Origin of the sequence: Paenibacillus nanchangensis (assembly GCF_046543445.1) — a bacterium.
GTDB classification, from domain to species: Bacteria; Bacillota; Bacilli; order Paenibacillales; family Paenibacillaceae; genus Paenibacillus_AQ; species Paenibacillus_AQ nanchangensis.
Map to the genome: position 1 here is coordinate 63,994 of NZ_JBHOFD010000014.1, position 12,750 is coordinate 76,743.

At 53.8% G+C, this 12,750-nt stretch carries 14 protein-coding genes; 7 read left to right on the plus strand and 7 right to left on the minus strand.

Annotated features, from left to right (window positions below; all coding sequences use genetic code 11):
* The first annotated feature begins 64 nt into the window (after positions 1-64).
* Positions 65-547: a GNAT family N-acetyltransferase gene (locus tag ACE6ED_RS12965; RefSeq protein ID WP_410827588.1), complete on the plus strand. Its 483-nt coding sequence runs from the start codon at positions 65-67 to the stop codon at positions 545-547.
* Between the two features lie 168 nt (positions 548-715).
* On the opposite strand, the gene ACE6ED_RS12970 is transcribed toward ACE6ED_RS12965, so the two are convergent.
* The 5 genes from ACE6ED_RS12970 to ACE6ED_RS12990 all read right to left on the minus strand — a co-directional run bounded on the left by ACE6ED_RS12970 (position 716) and on the right by ACE6ED_RS12990 (position 6,172).
* Positions 716-2,023: an alpha/beta fold hydrolase gene (locus ACE6ED_RS12970; protein ID WP_410827589.1), complete on the minus strand. Its 1,308-nt coding sequence runs from the start codon at positions 2,021-2,023 to the stop codon at positions 716-718.
* A 24-nt stretch (positions 2,024-2,047) separates the two neighbouring features.
* Positions 2,048-3,016 carry a type I phosphomannose isomerase catalytic subunit gene (locus ACE6ED_RS12975; protein WP_410827590.1) on the minus strand — a complete coding sequence of 323 codons (969 nt, stop codon included), beginning with the start codon at positions 3,014-3,016 and terminating at the stop codon, positions 2,048-2,050.
* Positions 3,017-3,047: 31 nt separating this feature from the next.
* Complete coding sequence (locus ACE6ED_RS12980; protein WP_410827591.1) at positions 3,048-3,641, minus strand: tRNA (mnm(5)s(2)U34)-methyltransferase; 594 nt, start codon at positions 3,639-3,641, stop codon at positions 3,048-3,050.
* Between the two features lies 1 nt (position 3,642).
* A complete protein-coding gene (locus ACE6ED_RS12985) occupies positions 3,643-4,599 on the minus strand; it encodes a TIGR01212 family radical SAM protein (protein WP_410827592.1) in 957 nt (318 codons plus the stop codon).
* Positions 4,600-5,479: 880 nt separating this feature from the next.
* Positions 5,480-6,172, minus strand: a complete 693-nt coding sequence (locus tag ACE6ED_RS12990) for a class I SAM-dependent methyltransferase (protein WP_410827593.1) — start codon at positions 6,170-6,172, stop codon at positions 5,480-5,482.
* A 307-nt stretch (positions 6,173-6,479) separates the two neighbouring features.
* On the opposite strand from ACE6ED_RS12990, the gene ACE6ED_RS12995 reads away from it, so the two are divergent.
* Positions 6,480-6,662, plus strand: a complete 183-nt coding sequence (locus ACE6ED_RS12995; RefSeq protein ID WP_410827594.1) for a hypothetical protein — start codon at positions 6,480-6,482, stop codon at positions 6,660-6,662.
* A 215-nt stretch (positions 6,663-6,877) separates the two neighbouring features.
* Positions 6,878-7,591, plus strand: coding sequence for a tRNA (guanosine(46)-N7)-methyltransferase TrmB (gene trmB / locus ACE6ED_RS13000; RefSeq protein WP_410827595.1), 714 nt, complete (start codon positions 6,878-6,880; stop codon positions 7,589-7,591).
* A gap of 136 nt (positions 7,592-7,727) precedes the next feature.
* Here the strand turns inward: trmB and ACE6ED_RS13005 are convergent, their stop codons facing one another.
* Positions 7,728-8,843, minus strand: a complete 1,116-nt coding sequence (locus ACE6ED_RS13005; protein WP_410827596.1) for an MGDG synthase family glycosyltransferase — start codon at positions 8,841-8,843, stop codon at positions 7,728-7,730.
* 53 nt (positions 8,844-8,896) lie between these two features.
* Positions 8,897-9,424 carry a phosphatase PAP2 family protein gene (locus tag ACE6ED_RS13010; protein ID WP_410827597.1) on the minus strand — a complete coding sequence of 176 codons (528 nt, stop codon included), beginning with the start codon at positions 9,422-9,424 and terminating at the stop codon, positions 8,897-8,899.
* 503 nt (positions 9,425-9,927) lie between these two features.
* Between ACE6ED_RS13010 and ACE6ED_RS13015 the strand changes: the two genes are divergently transcribed.
* The 4 genes from ACE6ED_RS13015 (at position 9,928) to rplT (ending at position 12,608) form a co-directional block, all read left to right on the plus strand.
* The gene (locus ACE6ED_RS13015; RefSeq protein WP_410827709.1) at positions 9,928-11,166 is read left to right on the plus strand and encodes a glycosyltransferase family 2 protein; all 1,239 of its coding nucleotides are present in this window, start codon (positions 9,928-9,930) and stop codon (positions 11,164-11,166) included.
* Positions 11,167-11,447: 281 nt separating this feature from the next.
* Positions 11,448-11,948, plus strand: coding sequence for a translation initiation factor IF-3 (gene infC, locus ACE6ED_RS13020; protein ID WP_410827598.1), 501 nt, complete (start codon positions 11,448-11,450; stop codon positions 11,946-11,948).
* Between the two features lie 66 nt (positions 11,949-12,014).
* The gene (gene rpmI, locus ACE6ED_RS13025; RefSeq protein WP_410827599.1) at positions 12,015-12,215 is read left to right on the plus strand and encodes a 50S ribosomal protein L35; all 201 of its coding nucleotides are present in this window, start codon (positions 12,015-12,017) and stop codon (positions 12,213-12,215) included.
* A 33-nt stretch (positions 12,216-12,248) separates the two neighbouring features.
* Entirely contained in the window at positions 12,249-12,608 is a 360-nt protein-coding gene (rplT, locus tag ACE6ED_RS13030; protein WP_410827600.1) for a 50S ribosomal protein L20, read from the plus strand.
* Positions 12,609-12,750 lie beyond the last annotated feature (142 nt).

Genomic DNA, 12,750 nt, shown 5'->3' on the forward strand with positions numbered 1-12,750 from the left:
GCAGCGGCCCCGGTTCGTCGGCCTGCCGCTAGGGATCGTCTAAACTTGAGAGGGGAACGGTTGGATGGAAGCATTGAAGCTGCTCGAATACGAAGACCGGTATAAGCAGAGATTGCTGGATTTTTATCTGCCGCCAGAGCAACAGGACTTCACGGCTCTGCCAGCCCAGGCGCTGGAGCTGGCGCTGACGGACCCGGACAGGTTGCCTATGGTGATTTTAGCGGACGGTGAGGCTGCCGGATTTTTTGTGCTTCATACAGGGAAAGCCTTGGAGGAGTATGGTGCAGATTCCGCCTCCGTATTAATCAGGGCATTGTCGGTTGACTATGCCTGGCAAGGCAGGGGAATTGCGGGGGCTGCAATGCGTCTGCTGCCGGGTTTTGTCAGGGAGCGATATTCTGCTGCGGCCCGGCTTGTGCTGGCGGTCAATGAGAACAATACGGCCGCTCAAAGGCTTTATACGAAGATCGGTTTTAGAGACGGGGGACGCCGGCGTATCGGCGTTCACGGTCCGCAGTGGATTATGGAATATGATTTGGGCCGTTGACCGGCCGGACACATAAGGGACTGAAAAAAAGGCTTTTCCGGATACCGCCGAAGGCGGATCGGAAAAGCCTTTTGTGTATGCGCGAATTCAGGCGCTGCCGGAGTAACCCGGATAGAAGCCTCTTTTATTTCGTGTCTGAAGCCCCGGCTGAATTACCGTCACTTGGAGTCAGGCTGTCCCGGACCCTCCGGCCTGCGGATTCTCAGATCCTCCGGTTTGCGGATTATCCAAGCCTCCGGCCTGCGGGTCCCCCGGCCCGGATAGCGGTTCGGTATCCTGGGAGATAAAGGCTGCTGGCGCTGTCGCTTGGGTATCGGCCATGTGTGCTTCGGATATCGGCTCTACAGCATTCTGCACTTCGGCCACCTCAGCATCGGCTTCCGGCATCCCGGCCGCCGTTGTCTCAGCTGCCGCCGGCTCAGCCATCGGCTGCCCAGCTACCTGCTGCGCCTCATCCAAAGCCGCCACAGCCGTCTGCGGCTCGGACACCCGCTGCTCCACTGCCGGTGCTTCAGCCAGCAGCGGCAGTAGAACCCCAGCTTCTGCCGCCGGCGCATGCCGGGCCAGCCAATCCAGCACGTCCACGGTCACCTCATCCCGGTTGACCTCGTTCAGCATTTCATGGCGTCCGCCGCTGTACAGCCGCAGCTCCAAATCCTGCACGCCCAGCTTCCGGTACAGGGCCGCCAGCTTGCGGACTCCCTGCCCCTTCATCCCGACGGGGTCCTGATCACCCGACATCAGATAAACCGGCTTGTCTTTAACCAGACCTGACAGTGTCGAGGGCGTATGCAGCGACAGCAGCAGCCGGAAAAAGTCCCGGAAAAACCGTGTGGTACAAATCGCTCCGCAGAACGGGTCCGCTATAAAGCGGTCCACTTCCTCAGGATCGCTGCTCAGCCAGTCAAAGGTTGTACGAAGAGGCGTGAACCCCCGGTTATACGGCCCGAACACGATGGTGTTCAGCAGCACGCTGCGGTGCAGCGGCCCGCGCAGGCGCAGCTGTACCGATGCGAGCGATTCCCCTATGTGCAGAAGACCGCGCGGACCGTTCGTCCCGCTTAAAATAAAACCCGCGTATACGCCGTGATGCTCCTCGCACATCAGCCTTTGGGCGAGAAACGAACCCATGCTGTGAGCGAACAAAAAACAGGGGACGCCTTCATGGCGGCTCCGTGCGGCGCCTGCAATCTGTTCCAGATTGCGGCGCATCCAATAGAAGCCGTCTTTCCCTGCATCGCCGAGCAGGTCCACCCGTCCCGCCGTCCGGCCGTGGCCGCGGTGATCACCCGCGTACACGGCGTAGCCGCTGGCGGTGAGCGCCTCGGCGAAGCGGGAATACCGCGCGGCCGTTTCACACATGCCGTGCGATATCTGGACAATTGCACGGACAGGCGTATCCGGTTCCGGCAGCCACTGCCAGACCTTCAGAACCATCCCCGTCGGGTCCGTAACCGTTAGGCTGTATTCACGCATATCGTCAGCTCCTTGCCCGTATTTTTACGGAAGATAGGAACGAAGCACAGTGGACTGGCCTTCAATTGTATAAGCCCCCAGCGGAGCGGGCAGCAGGTAGCATTCACCGGCTTCGTAAGGCTGGCTGCCTCCATCCCAGCGCAAATGTCCGCTTCCCTCGCAGATTACGAGAATCGTGAAGCTCTCCGGTGTGGTGGACAGCGCCCAATCGCCGCTTACGACGCCTTTTTCCACAATAAAATAAGGGGAAGAAGCAATGCGAAGCCACTCGCCTGGGCGGGCGTCGTCCGTTTTCATCGAAGTGGCTCCCGCGCCTTCATAGGCGGTAACGTTCAGGGAGTCTTCAATATGCAGCTCGCGCGGTTTGCCGTCCAGTCCGGGACGGTTGTAATCGTATATGCGGTATGTAGTATCGGAATTTTGCTGGATTTCGGCCACCACGACACCCGCGCAGAGGGCGTGCACTGTACCTGCAGGAATGTAAAAAGCATCGCCGCGGGATACAGGCACTTCTCTCAATGTGTCCATAACCGTCCCGTTTTCCAGCGCTTCCCGCAAGCTTTCGCGGGTGACCCCGTCCTTCAGGCCATAAATGATTTTGGCACCCGGCTTTGCGTCCAGTACGTACCACATTTCCGTTTTGCCGAGCTCGCCTTTGGGAAGGCGTTCGTAATCGTCGGTGGGATGCACTTGGACCGACAGGTCGTCATTGCAGTCAAGCAGCTTGATCAGGAGCGGAAACCGTCCGGTTCCAGCCACGCTTCCTTTGCTTCCGAACCACGCTGCTCCAAATTGTTCGCGAATCTTGTCCAGCCCTTGTCCGGCCAGCTCCCCGTTAACTACAGTGGACGTGCCGTTCGCATGATCGGCGATCATCCAGCCTTCTCCGATATGTCCATCCGGAAGGTTTAGTCCAAAGCGCTCCAGCGCTCTGCCGCCCCAGACGCGTTCTTTGAACTCGGGCTGAAATTTCAATGGGTAAGGTTGTGTCATGTCACTCATCTTCCTCTCCAAAAAATAAGATTTAACCTCTTTTCTCTACGGCGACGAGGTAAGGGGCCGCGGGGCGCTGCAGCTGACGGTAGACGACGCTTTGTCCGGCGGCCGGGGGGAGGGAGGCGGCCCAATGCTCGACCGCCTCAGCTTCCTCACGCCCGCCTTCATGCCCCGGATACAGCACGGCGGTGATAATGCCGCCCGGCCGGAGCAGCGCCAGCGCCCCGTCCAGTGCGGCCAGCGTCGTATCCGTTCGGGTAATAACCGTCTTATCCGTCCGCTCGCCCGGCAGATAGCCGAGGTTGAACATGACCGCGGAGACGGCGCCCCGCCACTCGGCAGGCAGCGCCGCCAGCATGTTCTCATGCCCCTGCAGCAGCCAGGATACCGGAGCGTAAGCCGCTCCTTGCGTCTCGCTTGCGCGGAGCATCCGCTCCCGCGCAAGCTCCAGCGCCTCCGGCTGAATATCGAACCCGGCCACCGCACCCCGGGGGCCGGCGGCGGACGCCAGGAACAGCGTATCCGCTCCCGTTCCTACGGTGGCGTCAACGGCAAACCCGCCGGAAGCGAGCCGTTCGCCCACGAGCTTATGGGCGAAACTCAGCACGGACAGAAATCCCATGTTACCCCTGCCTCCAGTACTTACCCTGCCAAGTATCGCGGGTAATCAGCTCGTCGTCAATCGCATTCAGCACTTCCCACTTCTTCATGCTCCACATGGGCCCGATCAGCAGATCTCTTGGCGCATCGCCGGTCAGCCGGTGCACGATCATGTCCGGCGGAAGCATCTCGAGCGAATCCGCAATAAGCTTCACGTATTCGTCCTGCTCCAGGAAACGAAGCAGGCCGGCTTCGTATTGCTTGACCATCGGCGTTTTGCGCATCAAATGGAGAAGGTGAATTTTGATGCCCTGCACGTCCATCTTGGCCACCTCGGCCACCGTCTCCAGCATCATCTCATGCGTCTCCTGAGGCAGCCCGTGAATGATATGAGTGCAGACGCGGATGCCGTGCTTCCGCAGCTTGGCGACCGCTTCGAGATAGCATTCGGTATCATGAGCCCGGTTAATCAGCGTCGAAGTGGACTCATGAATGGTCTGCAGCCCCATCTCAACCCAGAGATAAGTGCGCTGATTCAGCTCCGCCAAATACTCCACGACATCATCCGGCAGGCAGTCGGGCCGGGTGGCAATGGACAAACCAACCACGCCGGGCTGCTCGAGGATAACTTCATAATATTCGCGAAGCTCCTCGACAGGGGCGTAGGTGTTGGTATAGGCCTGGAAGTAGCCGATGTATTTGGCGTTCGGCCACTTCAAGTGCTGCCGGTCCCGGATGGTGTTGAACTGGGTGACCAGGTCGTCGCGCCGGCGTCCCGCAAAATCGCCTGATCCCCGGGCGCTGCAAAAGGTGCAGCCGCCTTTGGCGATCGATCCGTCGCGGTTCGGACAGGTGAACCCGGCGTCCAGCATGACTTTGAAGACTTTTTCGTCAAATTGGCTGCGCATTTCGTAGTTCCAGGTATGAAATCGCTTATCTCCCCATAATTGGGGAGCAGTAGAAGGGTTTAGTATAGACATGTGTTGCTCCTTATATAGAAAATGGTTGGATTGACCGGTACGATTCATAAGCCAGGCAAAATTTGAAGTCCGGCCGCATACGACCGTTCCTGATGAGGGAACAGCCCCGTGCACCATTCCTATTGTATCAAAAAAAGCGGGGGAAAGGTTAACCGAATCCCGCTTACGGCGGGAAGGAAGGGGACGGCGCAATTTTTGCCGGATAGGCTCTGATAAAATTTATGGTGGATGTATACTAGAGTCTGTACGCAAACTTATTTCCGCCGCAACCTCATCGAAATCAACGCAAAAACCTTGAACATACTCTCTCGCTGTCTTGTGATAGCGGGTTGCCAAAAGCCGATAATGTTTCATTTTATTAAAAAAAGCATTCATGCTTCAGATTTCATCCCAGATTCCCGCCTTTTGTAGCCGCCAGAGAAAGTAGGGGTACAAGTGTACGGACTCAGAAGGCCCTATTTGCTGATTATTCCGTGTTTTGGCAAAGTTGCGGACTCAGAAGCAGCTATTTACGTGGAGAAGCCATAGTTTGTATGTTTTCGGTACGAATAACGGAACTGGAGTCCGTCAGGCATACCAAAAACCCAAGAATTTCAGAAATAACGGCCGCTGGGTCCGCCAAGACCTCCGTATCGCGTTCTATGGTAATCCGCTGCTCCGCTGCGGGTGTGTCACAGGAGAGGATTTGTAGATCGATCTGACAATAGATCCAGGGTTGACAGCATTTCGTAACCCATCACGGAATCGTTTGACTGACCCTTATTTCCTTAATTTATAGTTTGCGTACACACCCTAAATAAAAATGCCGCCATGTAGGCGGCTTGGCTTGCGGCTTGTATTTGCTGCAAGAAAAGGACGGAGCTGCTCAACAGCGGCTACGTTATAATGTTATCTTAAGCATGCTGTTTGCTCCCTTTTGAAATTCATAACCCACAGTGATTTCCTCGGTTGAACAACCCTGTGCGTGTAAAAAAGTGAGGATTTTATTCAATTGGCCGTATCTTTCTGCTGAAAGATCAGTTAAAGGGAAAATCCGAATTTCCTGTCTTGTAACGCGAAGCAATTCTTGAATTGTCTTTACGTGGAAATCAAAATCGAGTCTGTCTGAGTACATAAACAAAAAATGCGCAGACAATGTCATATCAAATTGTTTGTTCTCAAACGGCAGTGAAGGCAATGCCGCCTGGATATAATGATCGGGGTGTTGTTTCATATCAGTGGAACAATCGGTTAAGGCTTGGAAACGGTGATTTTTTAAATCATCAACAGATTTGAAAAAATCCCATACGTAATTCGTTTGGACACGATCCATATTGTTCATAGCATGGTCTAAGTCTTGAATGCCCTTTTTCTGTAGCTCCTCAAAGTCATGAAAATACGCAATATCTGCTGCAGTTACCTCAGCGCCAAGCTGGTTTGCTAATGCTGTGAACGAACATGCTCCAGCCGGGCAATCCAAAATGGTTCGCCCCGTCAAGTCCGCTTTTGTCAGATTGAACATGGACATGTATTCTTCGAATGTCCTGCCAATAAAAACGATGCGATTTAAATCCAATTTAACCTCTTTGCTCATCTCAGCTCACCTTTCTCTTCTCAACTCTTCCCGGTTCAATCAGCAAGCAATAAATGCTTGCCGTAAAATTACCATGACAGCATCCACCTTGTATAGCCTAGTTAGGAGATCCATCGAAAAAGAGAAGCAAAAAAAGTGGAAAAATAGGTTAAAAGTAAGCGGTTACGCTATTGCAATTGCTTACACCATGTGTTATATTTTAAATGTAAAAACCGCTTAACGGCGGGGCCTGAGCGGTTTACATCAAACCGTTTCTCATTATTCCATGTCGTCCGGTCCATACTATGATTCGTGAGGTGATGAATCAATGAGTTCGCAAACCACGTATGCCGAGGGCAAAGGATCGATTGAAGTGCAGCTGACTCCCGACGAAGCGCTTGCGCTGACCGGAGTCGAATTCAACGGAAATCCGAAGATCAAGACGGAAGCACAGCGGAAGATCCGCAATGCTTTTGAGAAGACATTTGATTTCAATACGGATTCGAAATAAGCGAGCATGCCCGGATGTCCGGGCGCAGCTATCCCAGCCATAGAGAACCCGGCCATTTGGTCAAGGGTTCTTTTTTTCTATAAAGAAGCGTTTTCTCCTTTACATTTGCCGATAAGTTCGGCACAATATTGCAGTAAGTTCCGCGCGGACGCGTTAGGCGTGCAGTTGCGTTCAACTGAAGCGGCGGACGAATTGAACTATCGGAGGACAATCAAATGCGTTTGCGGGGAAGAAAAGGAATTCGCGAAAGTCTCGAAGCCCAGAACGATCTGGTGATCTTGGAGTCGCGCGCACATAAAGGGAACTGGGCCGCCCTGTTCGGCAATGATCACCCGATCCATGTTGAATTTGGAATGGGCAAAGGCCAATTTATCAGCCAGATGAGCGTAAAGCATCCGGATATTAATTATATCGGCATCGATATGTATGACGAGCTGCTGCGCCGGGCCAGCGAGAAGGCGCGCGCCGCCTGGGCGCCGATGGAGCGGGAGACCCCGCCGAATCTGAAGCTGGCGCTGGCCAATATCGAATATGCGGAGGAAGTGTTTGCTCCGGGAGAGCTCAGCCGGATTTACCTGAACTTCAGCGATCCGTGGCCCAAAAGCAAACATGCCCGCCGCCGTCTGACCCATCCGCGTTTTTTGGAGAAGTACAGAACGCTGCTCAGTCCGGAAGGAGAAATTCATTTAAAGACCGATTCGCGGGGGCTGTTCGAGTTTTCTCTGAACGCATTTGCCGATTTTGGCCTTCAGCTGACCAATATTTCCCTGGACCTGCATGCTGGCGGGATTAACGAAGAACACGTAATGACGGAATATGAATCGAAATTTGTCAAACAAGGCATTCCTATTCACCGGTGCGAGGTCATTGTCGGCGAAGCCGCGCTGCAGCGGTATCAGGCATCCCGGCTGGACAAATACAAGCTGTAGCTTAGAGACCCGGGGGCCGGAAAAACGCTTGGGATAAGAGCTTGCCGTTGCGAACGAAGGAATAAGGGGCTGTCCTTGGGTCATCTTCAGATGACTAGCGGGACAGCCCCTTATGCTGCAGCGGAAAAATATAAAATTAGCGGATAAGATCCATAATGCACTGCGCGCTCTGCTGCGGATTGTACCGGGCGATTTGGCTCCGGTGAAGGTCCCGCAGCTGCTGGACTTCTTCATACCGGTTCAGCAGCCGGTCCATCCAGCGGTCGACGACCTCAAGCGTCGAGATCGGCTCCCCGAGTCCGGCCTGCGTGAAGTAACGGCAGTTCTCCTCCTCCTGGCCGGGAAGAGGCTGATGGAACAGCATCGGAATTCCTTTGGCCAATCCTTCGCTGCAGGTCATGCCGCCCGGCTTCGTAATAAGCAGGTCCGACACTTCCATCAGCTTGTCCACCTCGCGTGTGTAGCCGATCAAGGAAATGTTCGGGTGCCGGAACAGCGGATCACGCTGCATTTCTTCCCTGAGCCGGTCGTTGCTGCCCAGGCAGTACAAAATTTGAACACGGTTCCGCCAGCCGGCGATATAACGTTTAACCAATTCGTCGTTCATCAGCCCCCAGCCCCCGCCCATAAACATCACGGTCGGCATCTCCTTCAGGCCAAACCGCCGGCGGATTTCCTCCTTGCCGGGATGCTCCCAGAAATCCGGATGGACCGGGATTCCCGTTACCTGAATTTTGGAAGCGGAGACGCCTTGCCGGCGCAGTTTGGTCTTCACTTCCGGCGTAGAGACCAGGTAGCGGTCAACTTCCGGACTGATCCAGGAAGCGTGGGCATCGTAATCCGTAATGACGGTGCACAGCGGCGTCCGGAATGAAGGGTCCAGCCGTTTGAGCCGGGAGATGACGGCGCTGGGCAGAAAATGAGTGCACACGATGATGTCCGGACGAAGCTGCTGCACAATATTTTTGGCATGGGTATAAAATAGACGATGCAGGGCAAGCGTGGTAAAGCGGTTAAACGATTTCTGATGTTTGTATACATAGCCGACCAGCTCGGGACGGTTGGTCACCGTTTTGCGGTAGGCGGAAATGATGAGCGGCGCAACCTTGGGATTGAGGAATTTCCCCAACTCCATCACTTTGGGGCGTACGCCGGGAAACAGCTTGCGAAGGCTGCTTGAAAGGGCGTACGCCGCCTGGGTGTGACCTGCGCCAAAACTTTCGGACAACAGCAGCACTCTTTTTTTGCGCACGATGGAATTCACCTGTTCTTCAAATGATAGGTTCCGCGCGTCCGCCTGCGTCTTCAGCTCCAGAGAGCGGTGGTCAGCAAAGCGACGGTAGAGCCGATGGCTGCTCCCGCAAGCACGTCCGACGGATAATGAAGCCCCAGGTAAATCCGGGACAGTCCGACGATGAGGCAGAGCGGAAGCAGGATGAACGCCAGCGCCGGCACGGCAACCATAAACGGCATGGCCGTAGCAAAAATGGCCGTCGTATGTCCCGAAGGAAAGGAATGATCCTTCAGCGGATTCCGGAACGTGTTTGTCCCCGGAAGGGCCAGATAAGGCCGCATCCGCGGGTACAGCCGCTTGGCCAGCGCCACGGGAAGATGACTGACGGCAAGGGCTGTCAGCGCCTGGACGGCGGCTCTGTCCCAGGGAGCGGGAGCAAAGGCCCACAGAAGCAGCGTAACGGATATGGTGAAGGTTGCACCGCCAAGATGGGTCATGTAATACAGCCAGAAATTAAAGAAACGGTTGTGCATGCGCCCGTTGATCCATTGAAAAAGCCGGCGTTCCCAAGAATGTAGTTTCATGAACAACTGTCTCATATCGCGATTCCTCCCGCGGGTCCGGCGGCCGGCGTAAGGGCCGTCCAAAAGCGCCCGGATGCCGGCGGCGCTTTAATTTGAAGACGGGTCCCCTGAACCGGAAGCGGCCGGGAAGATTCCCAAGTAACCGCCGCGCCATCCGGGTGTTTAGAGCTATGTTTATCATACTTTTTTAACGGGATGCATTTCAACAAAAAGGTCGGCTGATGACGAAAAATGCGGACTTTGACTTGACGCACCCTTTACACGTACAATGATTCAAGCGGGCCGAACACGTTTATAGGTTACTGAGCAATCCGCAGATAAATAAAGACTGCCGGCAACCCACTTGCGTGATACAAATAATAATTCGATAAACCGCTGAGAATATAAATATGAATTCTTGGGTCCGGTGCATGAGATGGGTAGAGCATACAGGGTCAAGCTTATCAACCCGGCAAAAGACAAAGAGAAAGGACACCAAGAGTGGAAAAAGGGGGTTTACCACTATTATGCTGCAAATGCTGACTGACACGATTATTGTAACGATTCAGGTTCTGCTGGCGGCGATCGCGGTGTACCAGTTCGGATTTTCGCTGTTCGGACTGTACAGGAAGAGAAAGAAAACCGAGTTCGCTCCGCAAAAGACGTTCGCCGTGCTCGTGGCCGCCCACAATGAAGAAGAAGTGGTTGGAGCACTGATGGAGAACCTGAAGCATCTGGATTATCCTCGCGAAATGTATGACGTGTTTGTCATCTGCGACAACTGCACCGACGGGACTGCCCGTATTGTCAGAGAACACGGCATGAACGCCTGTGTCCGCACGAACAACAACCAGCGGGGCAAGGGGTACGCCATCGAATGGATGCTGAAAGAGTTGTGGAGCATGCCCCGCCAATACGATGCGGTCGTCATGTTTGATGCCGACAATCTGGCGCATCCGAATTTCCTGCGCGAGATGAACAACGATTTGTGTTCCGGCGCCAAGGTCATTCAAGGGTACATTGACACCAAGAACCCGGAAGACTCCTGGATCACCGCTGCTTACGGAATCTCATACTGGTATATTAACCGCCTGTGGCAGCTCTCCCGGCACAATCTCGGCATGGCCAACTTCCTTGGCGGAACCGGGATGTGCTTCGAGACGAACCTGTTGAAGGAAATCGGCTGGGGAGCGACAAGCCTTGTCGAGGACTTGGAATTCACGATGCGCAGCGCGATGAAAAATGTTTATCCGAAATTCAACTACGACGCCAAAGTATTCGACGAGAAGCCGCTGACGTTCAAGGCTTCCGCGAGACAGCGTCTGCGCTGGATGCAGGGGCATTTTACCGTCGCCCGCCGATATTTTTTCCCAATGCTGTGGAGAAGTATCAAGGAGCGGAGCCTGCCGAAGTTTGACCTGGCGCTGTACGGCCTGAACGTATACATTGTACTGTTCACGTTTCTGCTGACCGCCGTGATGTGGGTGGATATGGCGTTTTTTGACGGGCCGAACATTGCGAACCTTTACGGCTACATTCCGTTCTGGCTGAGCTATGTGGCTGTAGGTCTGAATCTCTTTACGTTCTTCCTCTCCCTTGCGCTGGAGAAAGTGAAGTTCAAGAAGGTGTACGCCTATATTCTGCTGTTCCCGATTTACATGATCTCCTGGTACCCGATCACGGTTTATGCCTTCTTCACGCAGAACAACAAGCAGTGGAGCCACACGAAGCATACACGGGTTGTGCGGCTGGAGGAAGTGCAGAGCAAGCAGGGTTAATGCCCATAGAAAACAAAAGAATATATGCTTGACATCCCTTTATCGGGTGTTGTATATTATTTGAGTGTCTGAAACATAGAGATTGCAAGAAGAAGCACCGGCTTCTCACCTGGTGGACCACAGTGTCCGCGGGTCTGATCTCAATGGTTTATGAATGTACGTGTTCATGAAACGTTGAAGCATCGGGATGTCGGTTCGCCGGCATCCCGATTTTTGTTGGTGCAGGTAACATCCAATACGTTCAATAGATCCGGAGGTGGAGAGTTATCAGTAAGGAACATATGATCAATGATGAGATTCGGGCCAAAGAGGTCCGGTTGGTTGGTGCGGAAGGAGAACAAATCGGGATTAAACCGATCCGCGAAGCGCTTCAAATGGCGATTGATCTGAACTTGGATCTCGTTAATGTGGCGCCGCAGGCGAAGCCGCCGGTATGCCGCATCATGGATTACGGCAAGTTCCGCTACGAGCAGCAGAAGAAAGATAAGGAAGCCCGCAAGAACCAGAAGATTGTGGACGTGAAGGAAGTATGGTTCCGCGCGAACATCGAGGAACATGACTACCAGACGAAATTCCGCAATGTCGTGAAGTTCCTGAATGAAGGCGACAAAGTGAAATGCTCCGTCCGTTTCCGCGGACGTGAAATCACACACGCCAACATCGGACAGAAGATTCTGGAGCGCGTTAAATCGGAAGTGGCCGAAATTTCGGTGGTGGAACGCCAGCCGAAGCTCGAAGGCCGCAGCATGATCATGATCCTGGCTCCCAAGGCTTCTTCGTAAGCCGTCAAGGGAAGCGGGACCCGCGTTAAGGGCCTATACGATTTATACTTTTAAGGAGGAAACACCATGCCTAAAATGAAAACACACAGCAGCCTGAAAGGCCGCTTCAAAATTACCGGAACGGGCAAAGTCACCCGCTACAAAGCTTACAAAAACCACCTGCTGTCCCACAAGTCCAAGCGCACAAAGCGTGTTCTGGGCACGAACCCGGAAATGGCTCCTGGTGATGTAAGACGTTTGAAACAGGGCCTGGCTAACTTGAAATAGTTTTAACACACATTTTTTGGGAGGTTTTTTGATATGGCAAGAGTTAAGGGCGGATTTGTGACTCGTCGTAAACATAAAAAAGTACTGAAACTGGCAAAAGGATACTTCGGTTCCAAACACCGCATTTTCAAAACAGCAAAAGAACAAGTAATGAAGTCGATGGTTTACGCTTACCGCGACCGTCGTCAAACCAAACGGAACTTCCGCAAGCTGTGGATCGTGCGTATCAACGCAGCGGCCCGCATGAACGGACTTTCCTACAGCAAAATGGTTCACGGCCTGAAACTGGCTGGCGTGGACATCAACCGTAAAATGCTGGCTGACTTGGCAGTGAACGACGTAAATGCGTTCAACTCCCTGGCTAGCGTAGCCAAAGAAAAAATCAACGCCTAAACCGCGTTTATGCAGTCATATAAAAAAGCACCGCTTCCCGGCATCCGGACGGCGGTGCTTTTTTGAGGGCTTGGAAGCCGGAAGGATATTCCAACACAGCTTTGCCTACAGAGCAATGCGTTCTGCCGCCAAAGACCGATTT

What these genes read in the sequence shown, in the direction of transcription:
- ACE6ED_RS12965 (WP_410827588.1), top strand. Translation starts at nt 65, where the DNA reads ATGGAAGCATTGAAGCTGCTCGAATACGAAGACCGGTATAAGCAGAGA.
- ACE6ED_RS12970 (WP_410827589.1), bottom strand. Translation starts at nt 2,023, where the DNA reads ATGCGTGAATACAGCCTAACGGTTACGGACCCGACGGGGATGGTTCTG.
- ACE6ED_RS12975 (WP_410827590.1), bottom strand. Translation starts at nt 3,016, where the DNA reads ATGACACAACCTTACCCATTGAAATTTCAGCCCGAGTTCAAAGAACGC.
- ACE6ED_RS12980 (WP_410827591.1), bottom strand. Translation starts at nt 3,641, where the DNA reads ATGGGATTTCTGTCCGTGCTGAGTTTCGCCCATAAGCTCGTGGGCGAA.
- ACE6ED_RS12985 (WP_410827592.1), bottom strand. Translation starts at nt 4,599, where the DNA reads ATGTCTATACTAAACCCTTCTACTGCTCCCCAATTATGGGGAGATAAG.
- ACE6ED_RS12990 (WP_410827593.1), bottom strand. Translation starts at nt 6,172, where the DNA reads ATGAGCAAAGAGGTTAAATTGGATTTAAATCGCATCGTTTTTATTGGC.
- ACE6ED_RS12995 (WP_410827594.1), top strand. Translation starts at nt 6,480, where the DNA reads ATGAGTTCGCAAACCACGTATGCCGAGGGCAAAGGATCGATTGAAGTG.
- trmB (WP_410827595.1), top strand. Translation starts at nt 6,878, where the DNA reads ATGCGTTTGCGGGGAAGAAAAGGAATTCGCGAAAGTCTCGAAGCCCAG.
- ACE6ED_RS13010 (WP_410827597.1), bottom strand. Translation starts at nt 9,424, where the DNA reads ATGAGACAGTTGTTCATGAAACTACATTCTTGGGAACGCCGGCTTTTT.
- infC (WP_410827598.1), top strand. Translation starts at nt 11,448, where the DNA reads ATGATCAATGATGAGATTCGGGCCAAAGAGGTCCGGTTGGTTGGTGCG.
- rpmI (WP_410827599.1), top strand. Translation starts at nt 12,015, where the DNA reads ATGCCTAAAATGAAAACACACAGCAGCCTGAAAGGCCGCTTCAAAATT.
- rplT (WP_410827600.1), top strand. Translation starts at nt 12,249, where the DNA reads ATGGCAAGAGTTAAGGGCGGATTTGTGACTCGTCGTAAACATAAAAAA.